Raw genomic sequence first — 22325 nt, 5'->3', positions numbered from 1 at the left:
GTTTTAATTACGGATATTAATTTTTTTTGTCAGAGCTATTTTATCAGAAGCACCTCCTACCTGAATTTCTATTTGATCATTTTCCAAAACAAACTCCTGTTTTTCTTTGTTCCAGTATTCAAGATCACCGGCTTTCAGAGGGAGTTTTATGGTTTTGGTTTCACCCGCTTTTATTGGCACGCGTTTAAAACCCTTAAGCTCTTTAGCAGGCCGTTTCACTGATGAATTTAGATGTTTTATATAAAGTTGAACCACTTCTTCTCCATTTCTTTTGCCGGTATTGGTAACTTCTACACTAAGGGTTGCGGTCTCTCCTTTTTTCAAATTCTCTGTACTTATTTTGAGATTGTCATACGAGAAATCAGTATAACTTAAACCGTGACCGAAGGCATAAAGAGGTTTTCCTTCAAAATACATATAAGTGCGGCCGTCACGGATGTTATAATCCATCAAAGGCGGAAGATCTGTGATCTTTTTAACCCAGGTTTGGGTAAGCCTTCCGGCAGGATTGTAATCTCCAAAAAGAACATCGACGAGTCCATTTCCCAGTTCCTGACTATTTTGAGCCATGTGCAAAATTGCGGGGACGTGTTCTTGAGTCCAATTAATGGCATACGGAAAACTGCTGATCAAAGCGACAATGGTTTTCGGATTTGCCTGATAAACAACTTTTACCAGATCTTCATATTCCGATTTCAAGGATTGTCGGTCTACCGATTCTTTTCCTTCACTCGGGAGTGGACATTTAGCCCATCCTGCATCACAGGTGGGGTGATTTCCAATTAAAACCAAAGCGATATCGGCTTTTTTGGCAATTTCGGCGGCTTTGCCATCAGCATTATTCTTCGCGTATAAAATTTCTGTTTTGTCACCAATTCTTTCTTTTAAAGCATCAAGCGGAGTTATACGATAGGGAGGAGTTCCGCTGTACCAGTCCAGTAAAACCTCATCTGCCCGGGGCCCGATGACCGCAATGCTTTGAAGTTTATTTTTATCAAGGGGAAGAATATTATTTTCATTTTTCAATAAAACAATAGATTTTCTGGTAGCTTCCCTTGCCAGCTCTTTATGAGCTTTCGTTTGCCATGGATCGATAGTGTCGCCGGCAGTCCCAATTTTGGCATAGGGATTATTTTTAGCAGGATCCAGCATTCCCAGTTTGATCATTACCCGGTAATTTCCCCGGAGGACATTATCCAGATCAGTTTCAGAAATATATCCTTTTGCCAGAGCGCCATATACCGCCTCTTTATACTGGTCAAGAAACTGGTTGATCCCGGCGTGAATCGCCGCCGCAGCTCCCTCATATTTGGTTTTATAATATTTGTGATCTGAAAGCAACAATCTGAAAGCCCCGCCATCTGTACAAATTATTCCATTTTGGCCCCATTCATCTCGGGTAATTTCTTTTAACATAGGATGGACCATCGCCGGAATGCCGTTCACTTTATTATAAGCTGCCATATAAGCACGGCTTCCACCTTCTTTTACACCCATTCTGAAGGGAACGGAGTAATATTCCCGCCAAAGTCGCTCGTCGAAATCAGAAGAAGTATAGGTTCGGCCATCTTCATTAGAATTTGCCAAAAAGTGTTTCATCAGGGAGGCAGTTCGCCAGTAATTTTTGTCATCGCCCTGAAGTCCTTTAATAAAGGCTACCGCCATTTTACCGGTAAGAAATGGATCTTCTCCATAACTTTCTTCTGTACGCCCCCATCGTGGATCACGTGCTAAATCGGCGTTCGGGGCCCTAACCACCAATCCGCCTCTATTGTATTTTTGAAAAATATATCTTGTTTCTACAGCTTCGGCTTCGGCTATTTTTTGCAGGAGCCCGGTATCCCATGTTTCTCCAAGTCCGTATGCCTGTGGGAAGGTGGTGGTGGGAATATGATCTTTTCCACCCCAGTCTGCAGGTCCGCCCTGTGCCAGACCGTGTAATCCCTCGACGTGCCCCGTACCTTTCACTCCTAATCGCGGAATGGAAGGATCTGTACTTAAAGCCTCCACTTTTTCTTCCAGTGTCATCAAGGAAAGTAAATTATCGATACGCTTTTCGGTATCCAGTTTTGGGTTCTGGAAAGGAAATTCATAATTCTCCTGAGCACTTATAGGTAAGATGTTCAAGAGGATAATGAGACAAGATATTTTACTGCAAAATTTCATATCAAAGAAGTACTTTATTAGAGATTTTTGAACCTGATTTTTCCTCTGCCATTTGTTCCTAATGTAATTCGAGAGGATTGGTTTCACCTTTTTTGTCCTCTGAAAAACTTCTATCAGTTTCAGATTTTTTCATCTTCAGGCTGAAATAAGTTCAGCCTGAAGATGAATAGCAATTAATTCTGCATTTCTATTTTAAAATTTGTTTTTCCTTTTAAGGGATTTTGTTCCAGCTCAAAATTGTTTCTTTTCCTGGTAAGTTTAAGAGTTTGGAGGGCATCGCCTTCAGGAAGATAAACTTTTCCTGAAGCAGAATTGGTGCCTTCGGCAGCATATACTTTTAATTCAAGTTTGCTCCAATCCATATCCGGCGTTGACTGTGCGAGTTTGATGTGCGGGATAACCGTACCATTCCTTACCAAAGCGATAATTGGAATTTCTCCGGCTTTGATCTTATACCATCCGCTTTCGTAAACTTTATGAGTTTGGTAGTCTATCCACTGTCCTTCGGGGAGATAAACATCCCTTTCAGTAACATCTTCAAAAAGTGGCGCGACCAGCATACTGGAGCCCAAAAGATATTCATCATCAATCAACCATGAGCCGGCATCATTCGGAAATTCCACAAAAAGCGCGCGCATCATTGGGAGGCCTTTTTCTGAGCTTTCTTTGGCCTGCGCATAGATATAGGGCATCAGTTGGTAACGCATATTATCGGCTTTTCTGAAATCTTTCAGGAAGCTGTCGCTGTAAAGCCATGGTTCTGTAGGCGGTGCCCCGTGACTTCTAACATGGGATGAAAGCATTCCAAAAGGGGTCCATCTTCGGTATAGATTTTCGGGAGATTTGGTAACAAAACCTCCCACGTCATGACTCCAGAAACTGAATCCGCTGAGTCCAAGAGAAAGTCCGCCGCGAAGAGTAGCCAGCATCGCCGAATTTGTAGTAGCGGCATCGCCTCCCCAGTGCAGGGGATATCGCTGACTGCCGGCCCAGGTACTTCTTGCCCAGATCAGGGTATATCCTTTTTCCTGTTTTGTGATTTCAGCTACTGCTTTATTGTAGCGCAGCGGGTAAAGATTGTGCTCATAAAAACCGGTACGGCCGGAATGATAGATTCCGTTAGCGGGAGCAGCTTCACCAAAATCTACTTTAAAAACGCTTACGCCAAGATCGAACAGGTTTTTCAGTTTGTTCTGGTACCAGGTAATGGTTTCAGGATTAGAGAAATCAAGTACTGCATCTTCATAAGGAATATTGCCTTTTCGATCTTTTACTGCAAGTTCCTTTTCAACAATTTCATTAAATAAGGTGTTTTTTGGGGTGAAGTAGGGAAGTTGCCATAGACTCACATGAAATCCCTGTTCTTTCAAATCTGAAAGCATTTTTTCAGCATTATCGAACCGGTCTGCGGCAAATTGGTAATTATTTCTCCAGTCCACATCAAACCAGCCTGTATCAAAATGGATCACGTCACTCGGAATTTTATATTTTCTGAGATTATCAGCGACTTCACGACCTTCTTTTTCAGAAAAATAGGTAATACGGCTCATCCAGAACCCGAACGACCAAAGCGGTGGCATGGCAGCTTTCCCTGTAAGATTGGTATATTCATCTAAAATATCTTTAGGCTCGCCTATAAAAATGAATAGATCGGCAACATCATCGCCAAGCATTATTTTATTGGCAGCACTAAAATATTTTCCGAAATCTATAGAAATAGGAGAGGAAGTATGCATAAAAACACCATAGCCGCGACTGCTCATATAAAACGGAATAGGCTTATACATAGTTTCATTTTGTACGCCATTGGCATCATCGGTCCATAAAATAACCTTCTGTCCGCGTTTATTGAATTGAGTAAAAGATTCCCCGCAGCCAAATATTTTTTCTCCGGGCTCCAGGCTAAAAACAGGTGCCATGCTTGTGGAGTAATCACTGTTTCTTCGCACATAAGAAAATGGCAAAACCGGGGTGTAAGTATTAGAAACATCAGAACTATGCAAAGTACTGGTAAGTAACTTTCCATTTTCATCATAAATTTTTACATGCCAGGGTTTGGTTTGAATTTCTACGGAGCCATGTGCGCTGGTATATTTATAGCCGCCCTCAATTTTTGAAGATTTCCAGGCTTCCGGATGGTTTGGTGCCTTGCCGTCAACGAGCATTAGCGATTCTTCCTGCTTATGAAATTGTGGGCCGGAAGCCATTTTTATGCGAATGGTACGATCTGAAACAAACTGAATTTCGAAAGGTAGCTCAGGTGATGCTTCATATTCGGTGGTAGGAAATTCATTTGCTTTAGCGGGAACTGGTCGCATTAGCATGTTATTAAAAGCCTGGCGGGTTTCGTAATTATTGCGCTGGTATTTAATCGTTCCTTTTCCGGTTGAAGGATCAAAACCGATAAGTTCATCGGCAAAATAGAAGGTATTTGAATAATCTTCAAAATCTTTACTCATATCGGGCGGCGCATTCAGGACTTCAGCATTTTGAATTTGCGCCTGTAGTGAAGCAATTCCGAAAAAAAGAAGTGCCAGAAAGACCGTTTTGGAGGAAAATATTTTATTCATATTGGGTAATTAAATAATTCACTTTAAATTAATTCTTCTATATTTTATAGTTTCAGTTATAGCTCATTTTCCATTTCTATTTTTATCGTTGCAGCGGCTAATTTATCAGAAGAAGCTATAAGTTCAAGATCGCCGGGATTTTCTGAAGCCTTTATTACTACCAGGCATTTTCCGTTCATCGCTTTATGTTGTGTGCCTTTAAAAGATTCGTGATTTACGGGATCTCCGCTGGCAACGCCAACGATTTCTCCATCGCCTTTCAGGCTGAATTTTATAAGATCATCAGCCCGGGGAGCAAGAGTGCCGTCTTTATCGGTAATAGTCACGGTAACAAAACAGAGGTCCTTGCCATCGGCTTTTATCTTTTCACGGTCTGCTTTAAGATTTAACTTTGCAGGTTGCCCGGCTGTTTTAATTTCGGTTTCTTTTACAACACTTCCATTTTTCCTCGAAATTGCCTTCAGGGTACCGGCTTCAAAAGGGAATCGCCACATCACGTGCAGATCATCGCCTTGTTTTCTTTTGGTGCCCATTGATTTTCCATTCAGAAATAATTCAACTTCATCGGCATTATTATAATAGGCCCATACATCTACGGTTTGCCCTTTTTCCCAGTTCCAGTGAGGTAGCAGGTGTAGCACATTTTCATGGGTCCACTCACTTTTGTACATATAATAGACATCTTTAGGAAAGCCTGCCAGGTCTATAATTCCAAAATATGAACTTCTGGAGGGCCAGATATAGGGTGTAGGTTCACCTATATAATCGAATCCGGTCCAGATAAAAAAACCAGAAAGATAATCATGTTTTTTGATCACTTTCCAGGTCGCTTCGTGAGTTGAGCCCCAGGGTGTTCTTACCTGGTCAAAAGCCGAAATAGTATTATCAGGATTTCCTTCGGTAAAAATCTTATCCCAGCTTACCGGCCATATTTTAAAGGTATCTGAAGGAAATTCATAATAGCCCCTTGTTTCTAATGCCGAGGTGGTCTCGGTGGCAATGAAGGGCGTGTTGGGGAAAACTTCAGGATGTTGAGTATAAGTTTCATGGGCATAATTGTAGCCGATGATATCCAGGGCACCAGAATAGGCAATTTTGTTCCCTTCGTTAGGCGGATTCATAGCGGCTGTTACGGGACGGGTTGGATCTAACTTATGAGTAAAATCTGCCAGTTCCCGGGCGATCTCCGCACCGCGTTCATTCCATTGTTCAATAATTTCATTGCCGATACTCCACACAAAAACACTGGGATGATTGCGATCCCTTAAAATTTGATCTTTTAGGTCTTCTTCATGCCACTTTTCCCAGTTTTTACTGTAATCATAAGCTGTTTTAGACTCTTCCCACATATCAAAAGCTTCGTCCATGACGATAAATCCCATTTTGTCACAGAGTTCTAAAAGTTCGGGAGCCGGCGGATTGTGCGAAGTCCTTATACCGTTGGTTCCCATTTCTTTCAAAATTTCAAGTTGTCTTTCAATCGCGCGCCTGTTAACTGCCGTACCTAATGGTCCCAGGTCATGGTGCAGACAAACGCCTTTGATTTTTACTCGTTCACCATTAAGAATGAAACCTTTTTCAGTGTCAAAATGGAAATCCCTTATTCCAAAATTCGTTTCGTAGCTGTCAAGTAATTGTCCGTCTACCATAATTTTGGTTACGGCTTTATATAGCTGCGGATTTTCTACCGACCATAGGTTGGGATCTATAATAGTTGCTTTCTGAGTGATCTTCTTTTCGGAATTCGCTTCAATTTTAACTTCTTCGGAAGTTGAAGTTATCTCCTCTCCCTCGTATAAAATAGAGGTCTTTATTTTCGCAATTTTAGATTGCGAATAAGCGTTGGCGATATTTATTTCGAGTTTAACCGAAGCAGTTTCTTTGCTGACATTAGGAGTTGAAATAAAAGTTCCCCACTGCGGAATATGAAGTTTGTTGGTGGTGATTAACCATACATTCCGGTAAATTCCCGATCCGGAATACCAACGCGAATTAGGCTGGCTGGAATTATCAACTTTTACCAGCATTACATTTTCTTTCTTCCCATAGTTTAGATAAGGAGTAAGCAAATAGTCAAAACCAATATATCCATTTGGACGTTTGCCTAAATAATGACCATTTATCCAGACTTCGCTGTTTTCATATACGCCGTCAAAACTTACGAAGCTAAGCCTGGAACTATCTTCGGCTTTTACTGAAAATGTTTTTCGGTACCAACCCAGGCCACCGGGCAATGCACCTCCTCCCACGCCGGCGGGATTGTTTTTATTGAATTCTCCTTCAATACTCCAATCATGTGGTAAATCTATATTTCTCCACTTTGTATCTTCTGAAACAGTATCCTGATGTTGGAGGGAATCGTTTAGGTGGAATTCCCAACCCGAATTAAACGAGACTTTTCGGTTCTTGAAATCTCTATTTTCAGAGTTTTGTTCACAGGAAAAGACAAGGATACTTAGAAAAAGTAAGAGATAAATTTTAAATCGCATCGGCTAAATTTTAAGCTGGGGAAGTCAGAGGTGGCCGGTATGTTTTTATTAAAAAATGTATTTTATACAAATATAGTTAATAGATATATCTAAGGCCGAAAATATTTCTTTTAAAAATACCCTCTTTTTGCTTTATATCAGTACAGAAAAAAAGATCCTTTTAAATTTTTGCCGATAGAAAACAGTAGTAAAGTTACCTCTTTAGCAGATCAGGCAGGCAAACCCAGAATCCTATAAATTTTTACGGAAAGAGTAGTTTGTAAAATTGAAGAAAAGGCCTTTTTATTGAAACTTTTCACCTTGGGGACGGGCAGAAAAAGTTAAAATTTTAACAGCCTAAAACGATTAATTTTTATAAACTTGAGGGCTTTTCAAAAAGCTTTCCCACAAAGTGGAAATATCTACAACAAATTTATGAAAAGAAGAGATTTACTTAAAATATTAGGGGTTTCAGCGGTTGGTTTAGTGAGCGTGCCTTTATGGATAGACTATTGGGACGGGGATGATTTACCGCCAAACCAGCTTGGAATGCCCGAAGATCAGCAATTGCTTTTAAAAGATTTGGTAGAAACCATCATTCCTAAAACCGATATTCCCGGAGCTCAGGACCTGCAGGTCGATAAATTTGTGGTGACAATGGTGGCAGATTGCTACGAAAAACAGGTTAGGGATGAATTTCTAAACGGCTTTAAGGAGCTGCAAAATTCTGCTGAAAAAACATATAAATCCGACTTTCTGAAAATAAAGGAAGAGGAAAAAAACACTCTTCTAACCGAAATGGCAGAAAAGCCGGTTCCGGAAAATCAAAAAATCAATTTTATAACTTTTCTGAAAGGTCTTACCATCACCGGATATATGACTTCAGAATATGTGGAGATGAATCATCTGCACTACGAAATGGTTCCTGGCCGCTTTTACGGAAGCTTCCCGGTTTCCAAGTCTAAATTTTACAATGCATAGTAATGGCGAATTTCAATATAGATTTTAAAAATAATAATACCTACGACGCTATTGTAATCGGATCGGGGATGAGTGGTGGCTGGGCTGCTAAAGAACTTACCGAAAAAGGTCTGAAAACGCTTGTTCTGGAAAGGGGAAGGGATGTGAAACACGTTCAGGATTATCCTACCACATTTTTGAAACCCTGGGAAAGCAAACACCGGGGACAACTGCCTTTAGAAGTCGCCAAAGAAAATCCCATTATCGGTAAATGTTATGCTTTTAGTGAGGATACCGCTCACTTTTTTTCAAAAGACAATGAACAGCCTTATGTTCAGAAAAAGCCTTTCGACTGGATCAAAGGTTACCAGGTTGGGGGAAAATCGCTGCTTTGGGCCCGACAGGTGCAACGATGGAGTGACTTCGATTTTGAGGGTCCGGCCAGAGATTCTTATGCCGTTGACTGGCCAATAAGATATAAAGATCTCGCTCCCTGGTATAGTTATGTGGAAAAATTTGCCGGGGTTTCAGGGAATAAAGATGGACTTCCCGAACTTCCGGATGGTGAATTTTTACCGCCCTACGAGATGACGATCGTCGAAAAATATTTTAAAGATCAGGTAAAGAAAAATTATAACGACCGGCATGTAATTATTGCCAGGTGCGCACATCTTTCTGAACAACGTGAGATCCATAAACAACAGGGTAGAATGCAGTGCCAGAACAGGACGATGTGTGAAAGAGGTTGCCCTTACGGGGGTTATTTCAGCAGTAATTCATCTACAATTCCGTGGGCGCAGAAAACCGGCAATCTCACACTGCAACCCCACTCAGTAGTAGATTCGGTTATATATGATGATAAGAAGGAGAAAGCAACCGGAGTACGTGTGATCAATTCCCAAACCGGCGAAGCTTCAGAATATTTTGCGAAGATCATTTTCGTCAATGCTTCGGCTGCAAATACGAATCTTATTCTGCTAAATTCCAAATCGGCTCGCTTTCCACAGGGATTGGGGAATGATAATGGTCTCATGGGAAAATATTTTGCTTTTCATAATTATCGAGCCACTGTTCGTGCTGAATATGACGGCTACCTGGATTTCACCACAGACGGGCGACGGCCAACCAGCGGTTATATACCTCGTTTCAGGAATTTGCATAAACAGGAAACCGATTTCCTCAGGGGTTATGCCGCAGGTTTTGGAGCGAATCGTGGCGTTTCAAATTCCCGTGAAGGTTTTGGAACCGATCTGAAAAATAATTTATTGAACCTGAAATATGGCCCATGGCAAGTTGGAAGTCATATGATGGGGGAAACAATTCCCAAAGAAACAAATCATGTAAAGTTAAGCGCAACCGAAAAAGATCCATTCGGAATGCCAAAACTGGAGTTTTCTATTGATTATGATGAGAATGATGAGAAAATGATCGCGGATTATTTCGAGCAGATCACCGATATGTTTGAAAGCGCAGGATTTAAAAATATTGTCACCCATGATTCAAAACAGGCTCCTGGGCTTGATATCCATGAAATGGGAGGAGTGAGAATGGGAAAAGATCCTAAAACATCTTTGCTCAACAAGTGGAACCAATTGCACGCCTGTAAAAATGTCTTTGTTACCGATGGTGCCTGTATGACCTCTACCAGTACCCAAAATCCGTCATTGACCTATATGGCCCTTACTGCAAGGGCTGTTAATTATGCAGTAGAAGAATTGAAAAAAGAGAATTTAAGTTAATTGCTGAGATAGCAGAGTTATGATCTTTGGCCGAATTCAGAAATTTTCAATTTTTGTTCTCTCTTTGGGTCTCATGAAATGAAAAAAACTGCTCATTCCTATTAACTTATAAGAGTCTGTTATTTCTAAAAGCCGCTCAAAACCTGTTTTGAGATAGCGCTCGAAATCACAAGCTTTCTTCTTATTCGGAAAAAGAGAAAGATGTACAAGTTCTACAGGTAACTTGTCTTTTGTGAAATTAACGTTTCCTTTATTATGAGCTTCAAGACGTTTGTCAACATTCTCAGTGTAACCCGTATAATATTGACCATTTGAGCATTTGAGGATATAAATAGCGTAAGGCAGGTTCATAAATAATTAATTTAAGTTGGACCTACGTCCACCGCCGGCGTGCGCTAAAGCTTTAGCGGAGGCGCAAGCCCTTCGAAGAATAAAGATATAAATTCCTTCTTTTAGAACGTCTAAAAATAAAAAGCCCTCCTTCGCTTTTTTATCCAAAAGCTTCGGAGGGCGTAGGTGGAGTCGGAGGGGTTCGAACCCTCGTCCAAACAAGCAATTCAGCTGCTTTCTACACGTTTAGTTTTCGTTTGATTGTCGATGCAAAGCCGGCCGAAAACCACCAACTTTACACGTATCCTCACTTAAGTTTCGCAACCGCATCAAGGCCCTGCGGTCACTATATTTACTTTATCGGTGCCTCTGATGTGGACGCCGTAAATCAAGGCTTCCACGAGACATCTTGGCTCCCTGCCTTGCAGGGACTAAGCATTCCTACTATGATTCGGATTATGCAGCCAAGGCGTAGTTATTCTCGCCGTTTAAAAAAGTGTGAAAAATGAGATTTACGAGCTATTTCCCAGCGCTCGACGTGCTTACAACTCAATTAGACTCGCTGTCAAAACCAAGTCGACCCCATTATGTAAAAGAACTTACCTCTTTTATTGCATTTATTATGCCAATCTTGTGACACTCTAAGCTTGTCGTAGCGGGCGTTCCGCTCCTCCCTTCGACAGGCTCAGGGCGTCGCGGCAGGTTATTCGCTGCAATCTTTTTATTTTTCCCGACTTCGCTCGAAATCAAAATAAAAAGGATTTCCGCTGCTATCTGCCTGCCGGTAGGCAGGTCCCTAACGCAAAAATTTCAAAATTCCCAAATCCTTACTATAGTTGAAGGTTCCAGGAACCAACTCTAATTTCCGGTTGGGCCTGCGAAGATACATATTTTATAAAAATAAGCCTATTTATCGGCCTGATCTCTTTTTTTCCGAAGTGTACAATTATGAATTCCGGAAATATTTAATTTTCTATCTTTGAAACACTTCATAACTACACAAAAGCTTATTCTTAATATGATCAAATTTGCGCTTATCAAAGAGCGAAAGACTCCGCCGGACCGGCGTGTGGTTTTCAGTCCTGAAATGCTTGAAAAAGTCAAAGAAAAATTCCCGGAAGCCCAATTCAAAATAGAATCATCTAATATCCGCATTTTTACCGATCAGCAGTATCGCGATGCCGGCTTCGAAGTTTCCGAAGATGTTTCAGACTGTGATGTCCTATTGGGAGTCAAGGAGGTTCCCATTCCCGCTCTAATTCCCGATAAAAAATATTTCTTTTTCTCGCATACCATCAAAAAACAACCCTATAACCGGGATTTGCTGCGAGCAATTCTTGAGAAAAATATTGAACTTTATGATCATGAAGTCATAACAGATGAAAACGGCAGAAGGCTTATTGGTTTTGGCCGGTATGCCGGACTCGTGGGTGCCTATAACGGTATTAGGGCGATTGGTTTAAAGGAAAAAAAAATCAGTCTGCCAAAAGCCGAAGGTCTGCCGGATCTCCGTGCCATGCTGTCAGAATTGGACAAGATCAAAATTCCTGCCTACAAAATCGTGCTGACGGGAAGTGGCAAGGTGGCGCATGGTGCCATGGAAATCCTTGACCACATGAAAATAGAACGGGTTTCACCGGCTGAATTCCTGAAAAATGAATATAACCACCCGGTATATACATCAATCGATGTGCTTGATTATGCGAAAAGAAAGGATGACGGCCGGGGAGAAGTGCTGGACTTTTTTCATAATCCCGGTGATTATGAATCTGATTTTTTCAAATTTGCCAAATCTGCCGATGTATTTATTGCCGGGCATTTTTACGGCCAGGGCGCACCGGTATTCTTTACTGCCGAAGATGCAAAAAAAGAAAATTTCAGAATTAAATATATAGCCGATATTTCCTGTGACATCGCCGGCCCTATTGCGAGTACGATCAGGCCCTCCACCATCGCCGAACCTCTGTATGGTTACGATCCGGAAACTGAAGCAGAAGTCGATTTTCGTGAGCCGGGTGCAATAACCGTTATGGCGGTAGACAACCTGCCCTGTGAACTTCCGAAAGATGCCAGCGAAGGTTTCGGGGAAATGTTCCTGCAATCTGTGATCCCTGCCTTTTTTAATGGCGACAAAGACGGAATCCTGGAGCGGGCCAGAATGACAAAAGATGGAAAACTAACTGAAGGCTTTAAGTATTTGCAGGATTACGTTGACGAGCCCTAAATTTTTTTCGGCTTAATTCAATTGAAAGGCAGCTGAGAAGTCCGAGAGAATATGCCATTAGGTCCCAGGCTGAAAAATCGCTGCCCAAAATTATCATCACAAGTCGGGGAGGCTGGTATTGCAATAGTTTTACGTAATTGATCATTTGGAAAAATTCTACCGAAAATGAGAAAATCAGCACTATGGTTAATCCGCTCCAAACCGAAATTCTGAAGACCATCATTAAAAAACAGTAAAGCAGGATTACCACCAGAAAATCTCCAAGGTAAGGCCTGATAAAATCATCCTGCGCGTAATTCGCTATAAGAATTTCGATGATCAGCAACAAAAGGAAGCCGAGAAAATAACGAAATCTGCTGTTTCTTGGAATTTTGGTCATCGCCAGGTGCTTTTGTTAAAATACCTAAAAGGCATCATCAACTGCCAATTTAATAGCTTTCTTATTTTAAATCGCATGATCTAATGCCCTGATTTCCTTTTTATATTCCGATGGAAGGAGGAGAGCTTTTAAAAGCTGGTCAATTTTCAGTTTTTTAGAGAATTTGTAAAGAACTATCAAAGGACTCAAAAACGAGAATCTTCTTAATTTAAGCAATCGGCGAACATGAGGGGGAACTATGAGGATTTGTACTTCCAGAAGTAGCAGGAATCTTAGCCAGCCAAGATGTTTTCGGTACTGGCTAAAAAGATCTTTGGTAAAATCACTATTATTTAAATGCTGCTCAAGGTGGAGCTTTCGCATTCGCTTAAATTCTTCAAAATTTCGGGGTAAATCTTCAATATTCATTCCTTTTCCAACTCGGAAGAAAACATCAAAAATTTCCTTCTTCTCAGCATTGGTAAGTTTTCTTTCCAGGGCTTCATACAATCTGATGGAATAATCTATCAGCATAAATAGTACATCGCGATAAGCCCATTGGGGAATCTTCTTTCCCCGCGCATTTTCTACTGAAGTATGGATAAAATTTATCCGATCTATCGCTTTAATAGCAGTTTCCTTTTTTGCGAAGACAATTTCCCTGGCATAAGTAACCGTGGAAAATAATCTTCCCAGCGGGTCTTCGGGAAGTTTTCCTGTAAAATAAAGCCAGTCTACGGCTTTGTTCAGTGCAAATTCGGCAGCAGCTCCTGCAAAGATCACCAGAATGGTATCACTGTTTCCCCAGATCTCCCTGACGATCGAATTTTTTTGAACGAAGTTTTCAGGTTTCATTTTATGAAATTTTAAAGCCCGCAGACTATTTCAGGTTAATATCCCTCACAAATCGGTATTCAAGGTAAAATTAATTTCCTGCAAAAGGAGTTCCAAAAATTCCCACCGCAAGTTCGGTCCAGATCAGAAAAAAAACGATCAGGATAACTCCCAAGGCAATGAACCTTTTTTTCGCCGATCCGATTTTTCTCCATGCGAATTCAATTCCCATGCCTGTTACGAAAAGCAGGATGCCCATTACGATAAAGTCTGGTAAATCCCAATCCACCCCGGTGTTAAATTGCATGGCGATGAGAGGAATTGCAAGTAGAATTGCGGTAACTGCGATAACGATAAATAATCTTTTGTTTTTCATAATCTTAAATTTCAGTTTGATGATTAAAATGTTTTGCAATAGACTTTTAGTTGAAACCGAATAACAGGGGAAAAATAAAAACCACTAAAGCGGCCCAACCCAGGTATACTGGCAGATAACCAGCGATAGAATTTTCAATTGCCGTAATTGGTTGTTTATGAACAAGTATTTGAAAAAGCTTTATCATTACCATTGTTAAATGGATAAGGAACAGTATGTTAGCACCGAGGACGGCGAGGCGGTTAGGAGTGAAACCCCATTCTGAAATTCTAAATACAATTGCTGAAAGCGCTACGCCATTGATGATTATAGTGATTGCAGATAAAGGTAGAAGCACCCACAGCGAACTTGTTTTTTCCTGTTGCAGATTTCCGGCAACCGAGAAGAAAATAAGTGCGATAACTCCTGCCAGAAGCAGATTGAAGATCAGAAGAAATTCCCGGTCGTTATATGGGTCTTTTCCTGAATAAATGATCGCCCCGAGGTAAATGATAAGCATCAACAAAACCAGCGGACTAAATATTCTGGCGATCACAGGCGAAATATGCCTGACCAGCTGCGGATTGGTTTGAGTGAGGAAACTTGCAAAGATCGGTACCGCCGGTAAGCCAAAAATCACCACGTAGCGGAAATAAAAATCTTCTATCTGAAGGCCGATAAGGTTAAAAAGCCCTAATGTGATCCCTGTCGTTAAAATCCCGGCCAGTATAAGGATCGCGCTCATCACCAGTAAATCTCCATTGAAGCTGAGGTATTCCAGCCATTTTTGAGGATTTTGTCTTTTAAAGCCGGTAAATGAAATTCCCAATACAAACCAGAGAAGCACCGGCAAATGTATGCAGGCGAGCAGGAGGGTATCGCTGGAGTCGATGGAATTCGGAAGGAAATTGATATATAACAAACTTATCAGCGTCCCTATGCTTAAGATTATTATTTTTTTAGTATCAATCTTATTCTTCCGAAAAAAGTACGCAATAAGAAAAGGGAATACCAGAAAACCGATATTTCGGCTATAGAAAAACTCTTCATCGATACCGAAGATATCTGGCAATTTCGCGAGCAAACCTGCAATGAGACAGGAAACCAGAATAAAAAATATCTCACTTCTGGAGCCCCACGAAATAGTTTCCGATTCGTAATTAAGACGCTGCAGCCAGAACTCTGCGATGGGACTCTGTTCTAATTGAGGATAAATTTCAAAAAAGGCTGTTTTGAAATCTTTTTTGTTATGCCGGTACAGTTGCTCGAGGCTTCCCGGATTATCTAAATTATTTATAATTTCATTTTTCATAATCTTCTGAAAGAACTTTGAAATTCAAAGTAGTTGTTTAAAAAAATTTATTTCTTTTTTTTCTCAATGCTGATATCCTTAGATAAAAGCTTTTCAAGTGCATCCAGGTGTTCCTGAAAAGCTTTTTTACCCTTTTCAGTAGCCAGATAACGCGTATTGGGTTTCCGATTGATGAATGATTTTTCCACTTTTATATATTTCTGTTTTTCCAGCGCTTTGGTGTGGCTGGCAATATTTCCGTCGGTGGCGCCTAAAAGCTCTTTCAGCGTATTGAAATCGGCAAATTCATTCACCATGAGCACACTCATAATTCCCAGCCTGATTCGATGATCAAAAGCCTTATTTATATTGCTGATAATATTCTTCACAAGGCACTTTTTCGGTCATGCTTATTGTACATCCAGATGCCGTAAATAATATGAAAAACCCCGAATCCCAATGCCCAGAAATACAATCCGTATCCCATAAACTGGGTAGCGATAAGGCCCAGCACCAGGTTTGCGTACCCAAGACTTCTAAGTTCACCCAAAGTATATTTGCTGGCATGTATCAGAGCCAGGCCGTAAAACAGGAGCATGCAGGGAGCAATAAATCCAATAAGGGAATACTCCAGTAAAACCAGGCAAAAGATTCCGCCTGCGGCAAGTGGTGTAAAAAAATTGATCACCAGCCTTCTGGTCGTGCTGTCCCAGATCTTCTGCTTATTTTTTTTCGCTTTCCGGGTGGTTAGAAATACGGCTGTTCCAATGGCAAGAATAAGGACCACCAGTGCAAGCAGCAATAATTGGAAAATTAGATCGTTATTTAAATTTTTTTCAGAAAAAGCACTAAAATCCTCATAATTAAATCTATTCCTGGAGATCAGTATTTTTGCAATGATAGCTCCCAAAATCGCGTAAAATCCGGCAAATACTCCGGAGAGTCCGCTAAGGGAAATAAATCGGGAGGAGCGATGCATCATTTGTTTGATCTCACTCAGATCCTGAAGATACTTTTCGTTTTCCATTTTAAAGTACTTTGAAAAACAAAGTAAATAAAAATTATTTTAGCTTCGGCATTTTTCAAGGATTTTTTCCTGATTTCTTTCAATATTCCGATCTTTAATGAAAATTTAGAAATTATGAAATCCCGCTTCTTTCTAATAATATTCCTTTTTATGTCTTTAGCCTCGAAAAGTCAGGAGTTAAAACTGATGACCTACAATATTAGATATGCCAATGAGAATGACGCGGAGAATAGCTGGTCTAAACGAAAAGATTTTATTACTAATCAGCTTAAGTTTTACGAGCCGGACATTTTTGGAGTGCAGGAAGCGCTGAAAAAACAAATTGACTATTTTCTCGACAATCTTGAGGACTACGATTTTGTTGGAGTGGGCCGGGATGACGGAAAAGAAGGCGGGGAATACAGCGCGATCTTATACAAGGAAGATCAGTTTAAAGTGCTGGATCACGGGACCTTCTGGCTTTCTGAAACTCCTTCAAAACCCTCTAAAGGCTGGGATGCCGCGTACCCGAGAATTTGCACTTATGCTTTGTTCAAGGAAAAGGAAACAGGAACTAAATTCTGGTATTTCAATACCCATTTTGATCATATTGGCGATATAGCACGAAAAAACAGCGCAAAACTTATCCTTCAGAAGATCTCTGAAATGAATACTGATGATCTTCCCGTCATCCTTTCGGGAGATTTCAACCTTGAACCGGAAACGGAGCCTATTCAGCTAATAAAAAATAAGCTGAAAGATTCTAAAGAGCAGGCGAAAATTGTAAGTTTTGGCTCTGAAGGCACTTTCAATGGTTACAATTATGACCAGGCCGATCGACCACGTATCGATTATATTTTTGTCAATGACGAGGTGGAAGTAGAAAAATACGGCGTTCTTACCGATTCAAAAGAAATGCGTTTTCCATCAGACCATTTTGCGGTGATGGCAGTATTGAAATTGGAATAAAAAAACCTCACAAGTTTTAGTCCTGTGAGGTTGTGCATCATTTAAATACTTTTTCTAAGCCTGAGGTTTTTTATCCTGTTGGGTTAGCTCGATCATATAATCGATCTCTTTTACCATTTGCTCATTATTACCTCCATAACCTATGACTTTAAAATTGATCTTTCCTTCCGGGCCTATGATCACTTTCGTGGGAATTCCTGTTATTCCGTATGCATTTGCAGTAGTATAGGTGTTTGATTCCTCTCCGGCGGTCTTATCGATAAGTACATGAAAAGGGTAATTATGCCCGGTGATGAAATTGGCAACATCTTCTTTTCGAGTTGGCTGATTTTCAAAGGTATCCACAAAGAAAAATTTCACGTCAGGATTATCCTGATACTTCTCTACGGCCATTTTCATTCCCGGGAATGAAGCTTTGCAAGGGCCGCACCAGGTCGCCCAAAAATCAAGAACCACGGTTTTTCCGCGAAGATCGGCCAGGGCTATTTCATTTCCTTCAAGATCTGTAAGGCTAAATGCGGGAGCTTCCTCATTCAGCATTTCTCTTTTCAGCTCTTTCATGGTCTTGTCTTTGGAGGCTTTTTCTATGGAAGCCAGGTACTCGTCATATCCTTCCAGCGAGCCCTTATTTTTTTCGTACGCAATTTTGAAATAATCCTTCATCATATCAGCCGCACGATTTTCCCGTAAGAATTCTTCAGCTTTCTGCTGTGCTTTTTCATACTTTTCGGCTTCCAGCAAATACTGAACATAACGTGTATTCACATCGGCGCTTGAATAATCATTCACTGCTTTTTCCTGTGCTGCCAAAGCATCTTCAATATCTCCCTGTTTGAAATTGATAAACCCGTAAGTGTCGAGATACATGCTCCTGCTGTTGGTGATCACGTTCTGGAACTGATTTTCAGAATAATAATCAGGTTTTTCTTCTTTTTTCATTTCTGCAACAGCATCCAATGATTTTTGCGAAATTTGTTCGGCCATATCAAGATTTTGTCCTTTTTCGGCCATATCCCAGGCAACAGAATTGTATAGGCTCGCCCGCGTTGAAGGAGACTGGATCTTCTGGGTATATTCCATGAACTTGTCATAATTGCCTGCTTCGGCATAATCGCTGGCAAGATTTCGAAGCATAAAATCTTTCTGGCTTCCTTCTTCGCCCACTTTATTGTTATATTCTTTTAAAATCGCCTCTCTTTTTTCGATTCCCTCTGCCTGATAGAAGTCGAGCATATATTTTCTTTTGGCAATTTCTCCTTTCGGATATTTGCTTATGGCGACATTTTGAATGGAATCGCTTTTGGCCTTATCTTTTTTCAGGTTATAAAGATTGGAAAGCGCTTTATAATTTTGTTCTGAAAGCTTCTCTTTCCCGGAATAATAATCTATTCTTTGCTGTACATAATCCAGTCCTTTTTCGCGATTGTTCTCAAGCATAAGGTTTGGATAGCTTAGATCATAGGTTTCAACAATATCGGGATAACGCTCGAAATCCTGCTGGATCATTGCCAGCGAAGAGTCTTCTTCTTTTTCTATGCCATATTCGTTGCCATATCTAAGGTAATAAGTGCCCATACTTGCCCCGGAGCCGGCTATTTGTTCCCCATTTTCATCATAAAGAGGAATTACATACCCGTTTTTTTCATTATTATCCACATGATTCGCAGTCGTAAAATTGAAAGCGACAGCCTGTGCAGAATCGGGTATTTTTATTTTCCCTAACCATATTTCGGCGGAATCTTTTAGGTCGATGTCCAAAGGAAAAGCTGCGCCATCTTTGATATAGTTCATAACGGCCCCGGGCGCCTTTTCAATTTCTTCTGAAGGATTATAGCTTATCCTTAAATTATCTCCGGGTTGAGGTTTTGCTTTGGAAATATGAAGTGCTCCTATATCCCGGCCTTCATCAGCTTCCTTTTCATCCTGGCAAGAAGAAAGACAAACCAGAATGGCTAAAAAAAGTATTTGTGAAATTCTTTTCATACTGAATTAAAAAATTTGTGATTCTGTAAAGCTAACTAATTCTCGAAAATTATAAGCTATTCACTGTTCTCCTGATGGCGGTTAGGTTGCTAAGCAGCTTCTCAAGATATTCGAGATTAAGCATATTGGCACCATCGCTTTTTGCGTTCGCCGGATCAAAATGAGTCTCGATAAACAGGCCATCCACTTTATTTACCACCCCGGCACGGGCAATGGTTTCGATCATATCGGGGCGTCCGCCGGTAACGCCGCTGCTTTGGTTAGGCTGCTGAAGGGAATGCGTCACGTCCAGCACTGTTGGAGCAAATTCCCGCATGGTTGGAATTCCGCGGAAATCCACGATCAAATCCTGGTAGCCGAACATCGTCCCTCTGTCGGTTACCATTACCTGTTCATTATTGCAGTCGGTTACCTTTGTTACAGCGTGTTTCATACTTTCCGGACTCATAAACTGCCCTTTTTTGAGGTTGACGACTTTTCCGGTTTCGGCAGCAGCGACCACAAGATCGGTCTGGCGAACGAGAAACGCAGGGATCTGAAGCACATCTACATACTCTGCGGCCAGATTGGCATCGCTGATCTCGTGAATATCGGTTACCGTTGGAATATCAAAGGTTTCGGAAACCTTTCTAAGGATCTTGAGCGCTTTTTCATCACCGATTCCTGTAAAACTGTCTATCCGGCTTCGATTGGCCTTTTTAAAGGAACCCTTGAAGATATACGGGATTTTCAGTTTATCGGTGATTTCAACAACTCTTTCGGCAATTCGCAAAGCCATTTCCTCGCCTTCGATGGCGCAGGGTCCGCAAAGCAGAAAAAAATTATTGCTGTCGCTGTGTTTTATTTTTGGAATTTTACTGAGGTTCATTGCTTAAAATTTTGTTGCAAAGATAACTGAATATGAATCGCTCTGCAATTTTCAAGCTTTCAGCGATCATAGAACCAGCGCTATTTTTTGTAAATTGAAAAATTGGTTACCTAAACAATTTCAATCTTCGATCCATGAGCAGTGCAAATGCCTATTATTACCTGGTGAGTTTTTTTATAGTGGCGGCCCTTTCTGTTTTCTTTTATCTGCGCAATGGCCTTGACTGGGAGGTGTATGTATTTCTCACAGCCGCTGTGGTGTACCTCGTTATTTTCTTTATTAAGCTTCTAAAAGCAAAAAACTCTGATTCTCAATAGGTTAAATATAATTTCATAAATAGCTGAAATAGTGAAAAATAGCTGTACATTTGCAGCCTTAAAAAAAAGGGCTATATGACAGCTATCAGAAATATTGCGATCATCGCGCACGTTGACCACGGGAAAACCACGCTGGTCGACAAGATCATGCACCATTGTGAGCTTTTCCGGGATAATGAATCTACGGGGGATCTTATTCTTGACAATAATGACCTGGAACGCGAACGCGGAATTACAATTACCTCTAAAAACGTTTCGGTTACCTATAAAGATACGAAGATCAACATTATCGATACTCCCGGTCACGCCGATTTTGGAGGTGAAGTGGAAAGGGTTTTAAACATGGCCGATGGGGTGCTTCTCCTGGTAGATGCCTTTGAAGGACCCATGCCGCAAACTCGTTTTGTACTTCAGAAAGCGGTTGATCTTGGATTGAAACCCTGCGTTGTGATCAATAAAGTTGATAAAGAAAACTGTACTCCGGAAGAAGTGCATGAAAAAGTCTTCGACCTGATGTTTGAACTTGGCGCTGAAGAGTGGCAGCTGGATTTTCCTACTGTATACGGTTCGGCCAAGCAAAACTGGATGAGTGAAGACTGGAAAGAAAAAACCGATAATATCGAGCCTTTGCTTGATATGGTCATTGAGCATATCCCGGCGCCAAAAGTAGATTTGGTAGGGAGCCCTCAAATGCTCATTACTTCCCTTGACTTCTCTTCGTTTACCGGAAGGATCGCCATTGGCCGTCTTCAAAGGGGAACTTTAAGAGAAAATCAGCAGATATCTCTTGTAAAGCGGGATGGAAGCATTAAAAAATCAAAAATTAAAGAATTACATATTTTCGAAGGTCTGGGCAGAAGAAAAGTGGAAGAAGTTCAGGCGGGCGATATTTGTGCGCTGGTAGGACTTGAAGGCTTCGATATTGGCGATACCATAGCCGATTTTGAAAATCCTGAAGGTTTGAAAACCATTGCTATTGATGAGCCTACCATGAGTATGCTTTTCACCATCAACGATTCTCCTTTCTTCGGAAAAGATGGAAAATATGTTACCTCACGCCATATTAAGGAACGTTTGTACCGGGAACTTGAAAAAAACCTGGCACTTCGTGTGGAAGAAACCGATAGTGCCGATAAATTTATGGTTTATGGCCGGGGAGTTCTTCACCTTTCCGTTTTGATCGAAACCATGAGACGTGAAGGTTACGAATTGCAAATAGGCCAGCCTCAGGTTATTATAAAAGAAATAGACGGAGTGAAATGTGAGCCGGTTGAAGAACTTACTATAGATCTTCCGGAGGATGTTTCAGGAAAAGCCGTAGAAATGGTTACCATGAGAAAAGGGGAGATGCTGAGCATGGAAGTTCGTGGCGAACGTATGAATATTCAGTTTATGATTCCTTCCAGAGGAATTATAGGTTTGAGAAACCAGTTGCTTACCGCTACTGCCGGTGAAGCGATCATGGCGCACCGATTCAAGGAATATCAGCCTCTAAAAGGTGGAATTCCTCAGCGCCAGAATGGTTCTTTGGTTTCCATGGAAAAAGGAAAAGCAATTCCTTACTCCATCGATAAACTCCAGGACAGAGGCAAGTTTTTTGTTGATCCGGGGGAAGATATTTACGAAGGTCAGGTTATTGGTGAGAACTCGCGCCAGGATGATATGGTGGTGAATATTACCAAAACTAAAAAACTTTCAAACGTGCGTTCTTCAGGGGCTGATGAAAAAGCGAAGATCGTTCCTGCAATTAAATTTTCACTGGAAGAGGCGCTTGAATATATTCAGAAAGATGAATATGTTGAGGTGACTCCACATTTCCTGCGGTTGAGAAAAATTCTTCTTACCGAAAATGAACGTAAAAGATCAAAATCGATATAAAGATTAGAA

18 protein-coding genes and 1 other RNA gene are annotated in these 22325 nt (G+C 40.9%); 6 read left to right on the top strand and 13 right to left on the bottom strand.

What is annotated here, in order from left to right; translation table 11 throughout:
* Window positions 1-3: 3 nt before the first annotated feature.
* The 3 genes from C7S20_RS01205 to galB all read right to left on the bottom strand — a co-directional run bounded on the left by C7S20_RS01205 (window position 4) and on the right by galB (window position 7225).
* On the bottom strand, window positions 4-2127 hold the full coding sequence (locus tag C7S20_RS01205) for a glycoside hydrolase family 3 C-terminal domain-containing protein (protein ID WP_227009076.1): 2124 nt from the start codon (window positions 2125-2127) through the stop codon (window positions 4-6).
* A gap of 212 nt (window positions 2128-2339) precedes the next feature.
* Window positions 2340-4736, bottom strand: a complete 2397-nt coding sequence (locus tag C7S20_RS01200; protein WP_107010773.1) for a glycoside hydrolase family 31 protein — start codon at window positions 4734-4736, stop codon at window positions 2340-2342.
* 56 nt (window positions 4737-4792) lie between these two features.
* A complete protein-coding gene (gene galB, locus C7S20_RS01195) occupies window positions 4793-7225 on the bottom strand; it encodes a beta-galactosidase GalB (protein ID WP_107010772.1) in 2433 nt (810 codons plus the stop codon).
* A gap of 414 nt (window positions 7226-7639) precedes the next feature.
* On the opposite strand from galB, the gene C7S20_RS01190 reads away from it, so the two are divergent.
* Both C7S20_RS01190 and C7S20_RS01185 read left to right on the top strand, forming a co-directional pair.
* Window positions 7640-8185 (top strand): gluconate 2-dehydrogenase subunit 3 family protein, encoded by a 546-nt coding sequence (locus tag C7S20_RS01190; RefSeq protein WP_159039847.1) that lies wholly within the window; start codon window positions 7640-7642, stop codon window positions 8183-8185.
* Window positions 8186-8187: 2 nt separating this feature from the next.
* Entirely contained in the window at window positions 8188-9903 is a 1716-nt protein-coding gene (locus tag C7S20_RS01185) for a GMC oxidoreductase (protein ID WP_107010770.1), read from the top strand.
* Between the two features lie 36 nt (window positions 9904-9939).
* Here the strand turns inward: C7S20_RS01185 and C7S20_RS01180 are convergent, their stop codons facing one another.
* Window positions 9940-10254 carry a GIY-YIG nuclease family protein gene (locus tag C7S20_RS01180; protein WP_227009075.1) on the bottom strand — a complete coding sequence of 105 codons (315 nt, stop codon included), beginning with the start codon at window positions 10252-10254 and terminating at the stop codon, window positions 9940-9942.
* 163 nt (window positions 10255-10417) lie between these two features.
* Window positions 10418-10817, bottom strand: a transfer-messenger RNA (tmRNA) gene (gene ssrA, locus C7S20_RS01175).
* A 434-nt stretch (window positions 10818-11251) separates the two neighbouring features.
* Between ssrA and C7S20_RS01170 the strand changes: the two genes are divergently transcribed.
* Entirely contained in the window at window positions 11252-12457 is a 1206-nt protein-coding gene (locus C7S20_RS01170) for an NAD(P)-dependent oxidoreductase (protein WP_193510783.1), read from the top strand.
* Here C7S20_RS01170 and C7S20_RS01165 read toward each other — a convergent pair.
* The 6 genes from C7S20_RS01165 to C7S20_RS01140 all read right to left on the bottom strand — a co-directional run bounded on the left by C7S20_RS01165 (window position 12423) and on the right by C7S20_RS01140 (window position 16322).
* Window positions 12423-12836, bottom strand: a complete 414-nt coding sequence (locus C7S20_RS01165) for a ribosomal maturation YjgA family protein (protein ID WP_107010769.1) — start codon at window positions 12834-12836, stop codon at window positions 12423-12425. The genes C7S20_RS01170 and C7S20_RS01165 overlap by 35 nt on opposite strands.
* 66 nt (window positions 12837-12902) lie before the next feature.
* Entirely contained in the window at window positions 12903-13670 is a 768-nt protein-coding gene (locus tag C7S20_RS01160; RefSeq protein WP_107010768.1) for an oxygenase MpaB family protein, read from the bottom strand.
* A gap of 70 nt (window positions 13671-13740) precedes the next feature.
* Complete coding sequence (locus C7S20_RS01155) at window positions 13741-14025, bottom strand: hypothetical protein (protein ID WP_107014046.1); 285 nt, start codon at window positions 14023-14025, stop codon at window positions 13741-13743.
* A gap of 46 nt (window positions 14026-14071) precedes the next feature.
* Window positions 14072-15316: a DUF4153 domain-containing protein gene (locus C7S20_RS01150; RefSeq protein WP_107010767.1), complete on the bottom strand. Its 1245-nt coding sequence runs from the start codon at window positions 15314-15316 to the stop codon at window positions 14072-14074.
* Window positions 15317-15363: 47 nt separating this feature from the next.
* The gene (locus C7S20_RS01145; RefSeq protein ID WP_107010766.1) at window positions 15364-15684 is read right to left on the bottom strand and encodes a winged helix-turn-helix domain-containing protein; all 321 of its coding nucleotides are present in this window, start codon (window positions 15682-15684) and stop codon (window positions 15364-15366) included.
* Window positions 15681-16322: a hypothetical protein gene (locus C7S20_RS01140; RefSeq protein WP_107010765.1), complete on the bottom strand. Its 642-nt coding sequence runs from the start codon at window positions 16320-16322 to the stop codon at window positions 15681-15683. The genes C7S20_RS01145 and C7S20_RS01140 overlap by 4 nt, the downstream gene beginning before the upstream one ends.
* A gap of 114 nt (window positions 16323-16436) precedes the next feature.
* Between C7S20_RS01140 and C7S20_RS01135 the strand changes: the two genes are divergently transcribed.
* Window positions 16437-17270, top strand: coding sequence for an endonuclease/exonuclease/phosphatase family protein (locus C7S20_RS01135; protein ID WP_107010764.1), 834 nt, complete (start codon window positions 16437-16439; stop codon window positions 17268-17270).
* Between the two features lie 54 nt (window positions 17271-17324).
* Here C7S20_RS01135 and C7S20_RS01130 read toward each other — a convergent pair whose 3' ends face one another.
* The gene (locus C7S20_RS01130) at window positions 17325-19253 is read right to left on the bottom strand and encodes a TlpA disulfide reductase family protein (protein ID WP_107010763.1); all 1929 of its coding nucleotides are present in this window, start codon (window positions 19251-19253) and stop codon (window positions 17325-17327) included.
* Window positions 19254-19302: 49 nt separating this feature from the next.
* On the bottom strand, window positions 19303-20121 hold the full coding sequence (gene kdsA, locus C7S20_RS01125; RefSeq protein ID WP_107010762.1) for a 3-deoxy-8-phosphooctulonate synthase: 819 nt from the start codon (window positions 20119-20121) through the stop codon (window positions 19303-19305).
* Between the two features lie 134 nt (window positions 20122-20255).
* Between kdsA and C7S20_RS01120 the strand changes: the two genes are divergently transcribed.
* Together C7S20_RS01120 and typA are read left to right on the top strand one after the other, a co-directional pair.
* Window positions 20256-20438 carry a hypothetical protein gene (locus tag C7S20_RS01120; RefSeq protein WP_107010761.1) on the top strand — a complete coding sequence of 61 codons (183 nt, stop codon included), beginning with the start codon at window positions 20256-20258 and terminating at the stop codon, window positions 20436-20438.
* Between the two features lie 75 nt (window positions 20439-20513).
* Window positions 20514-22316: a translational GTPase TypA gene (gene typA / locus C7S20_RS01115; protein WP_107010760.1), complete on the top strand. Its 1803-nt coding sequence runs from the start codon at window positions 20514-20516 to the stop codon at window positions 22314-22316.
* Window positions 22317-22325 lie beyond the last annotated feature (9 nt).

It is taken from the genome of Christiangramia fulva, from assembly GCF_003024155.1.
GTDB lineage: Bacteria > Bacteroidota > Bacteroidia > Flavobacteriales > Flavobacteriaceae > Christiangramia > Christiangramia fulva.
Note: the sequence above shows the minus strand (reverse complement) of the source record. Positions and strands in the feature narration are given on the sequence as shown.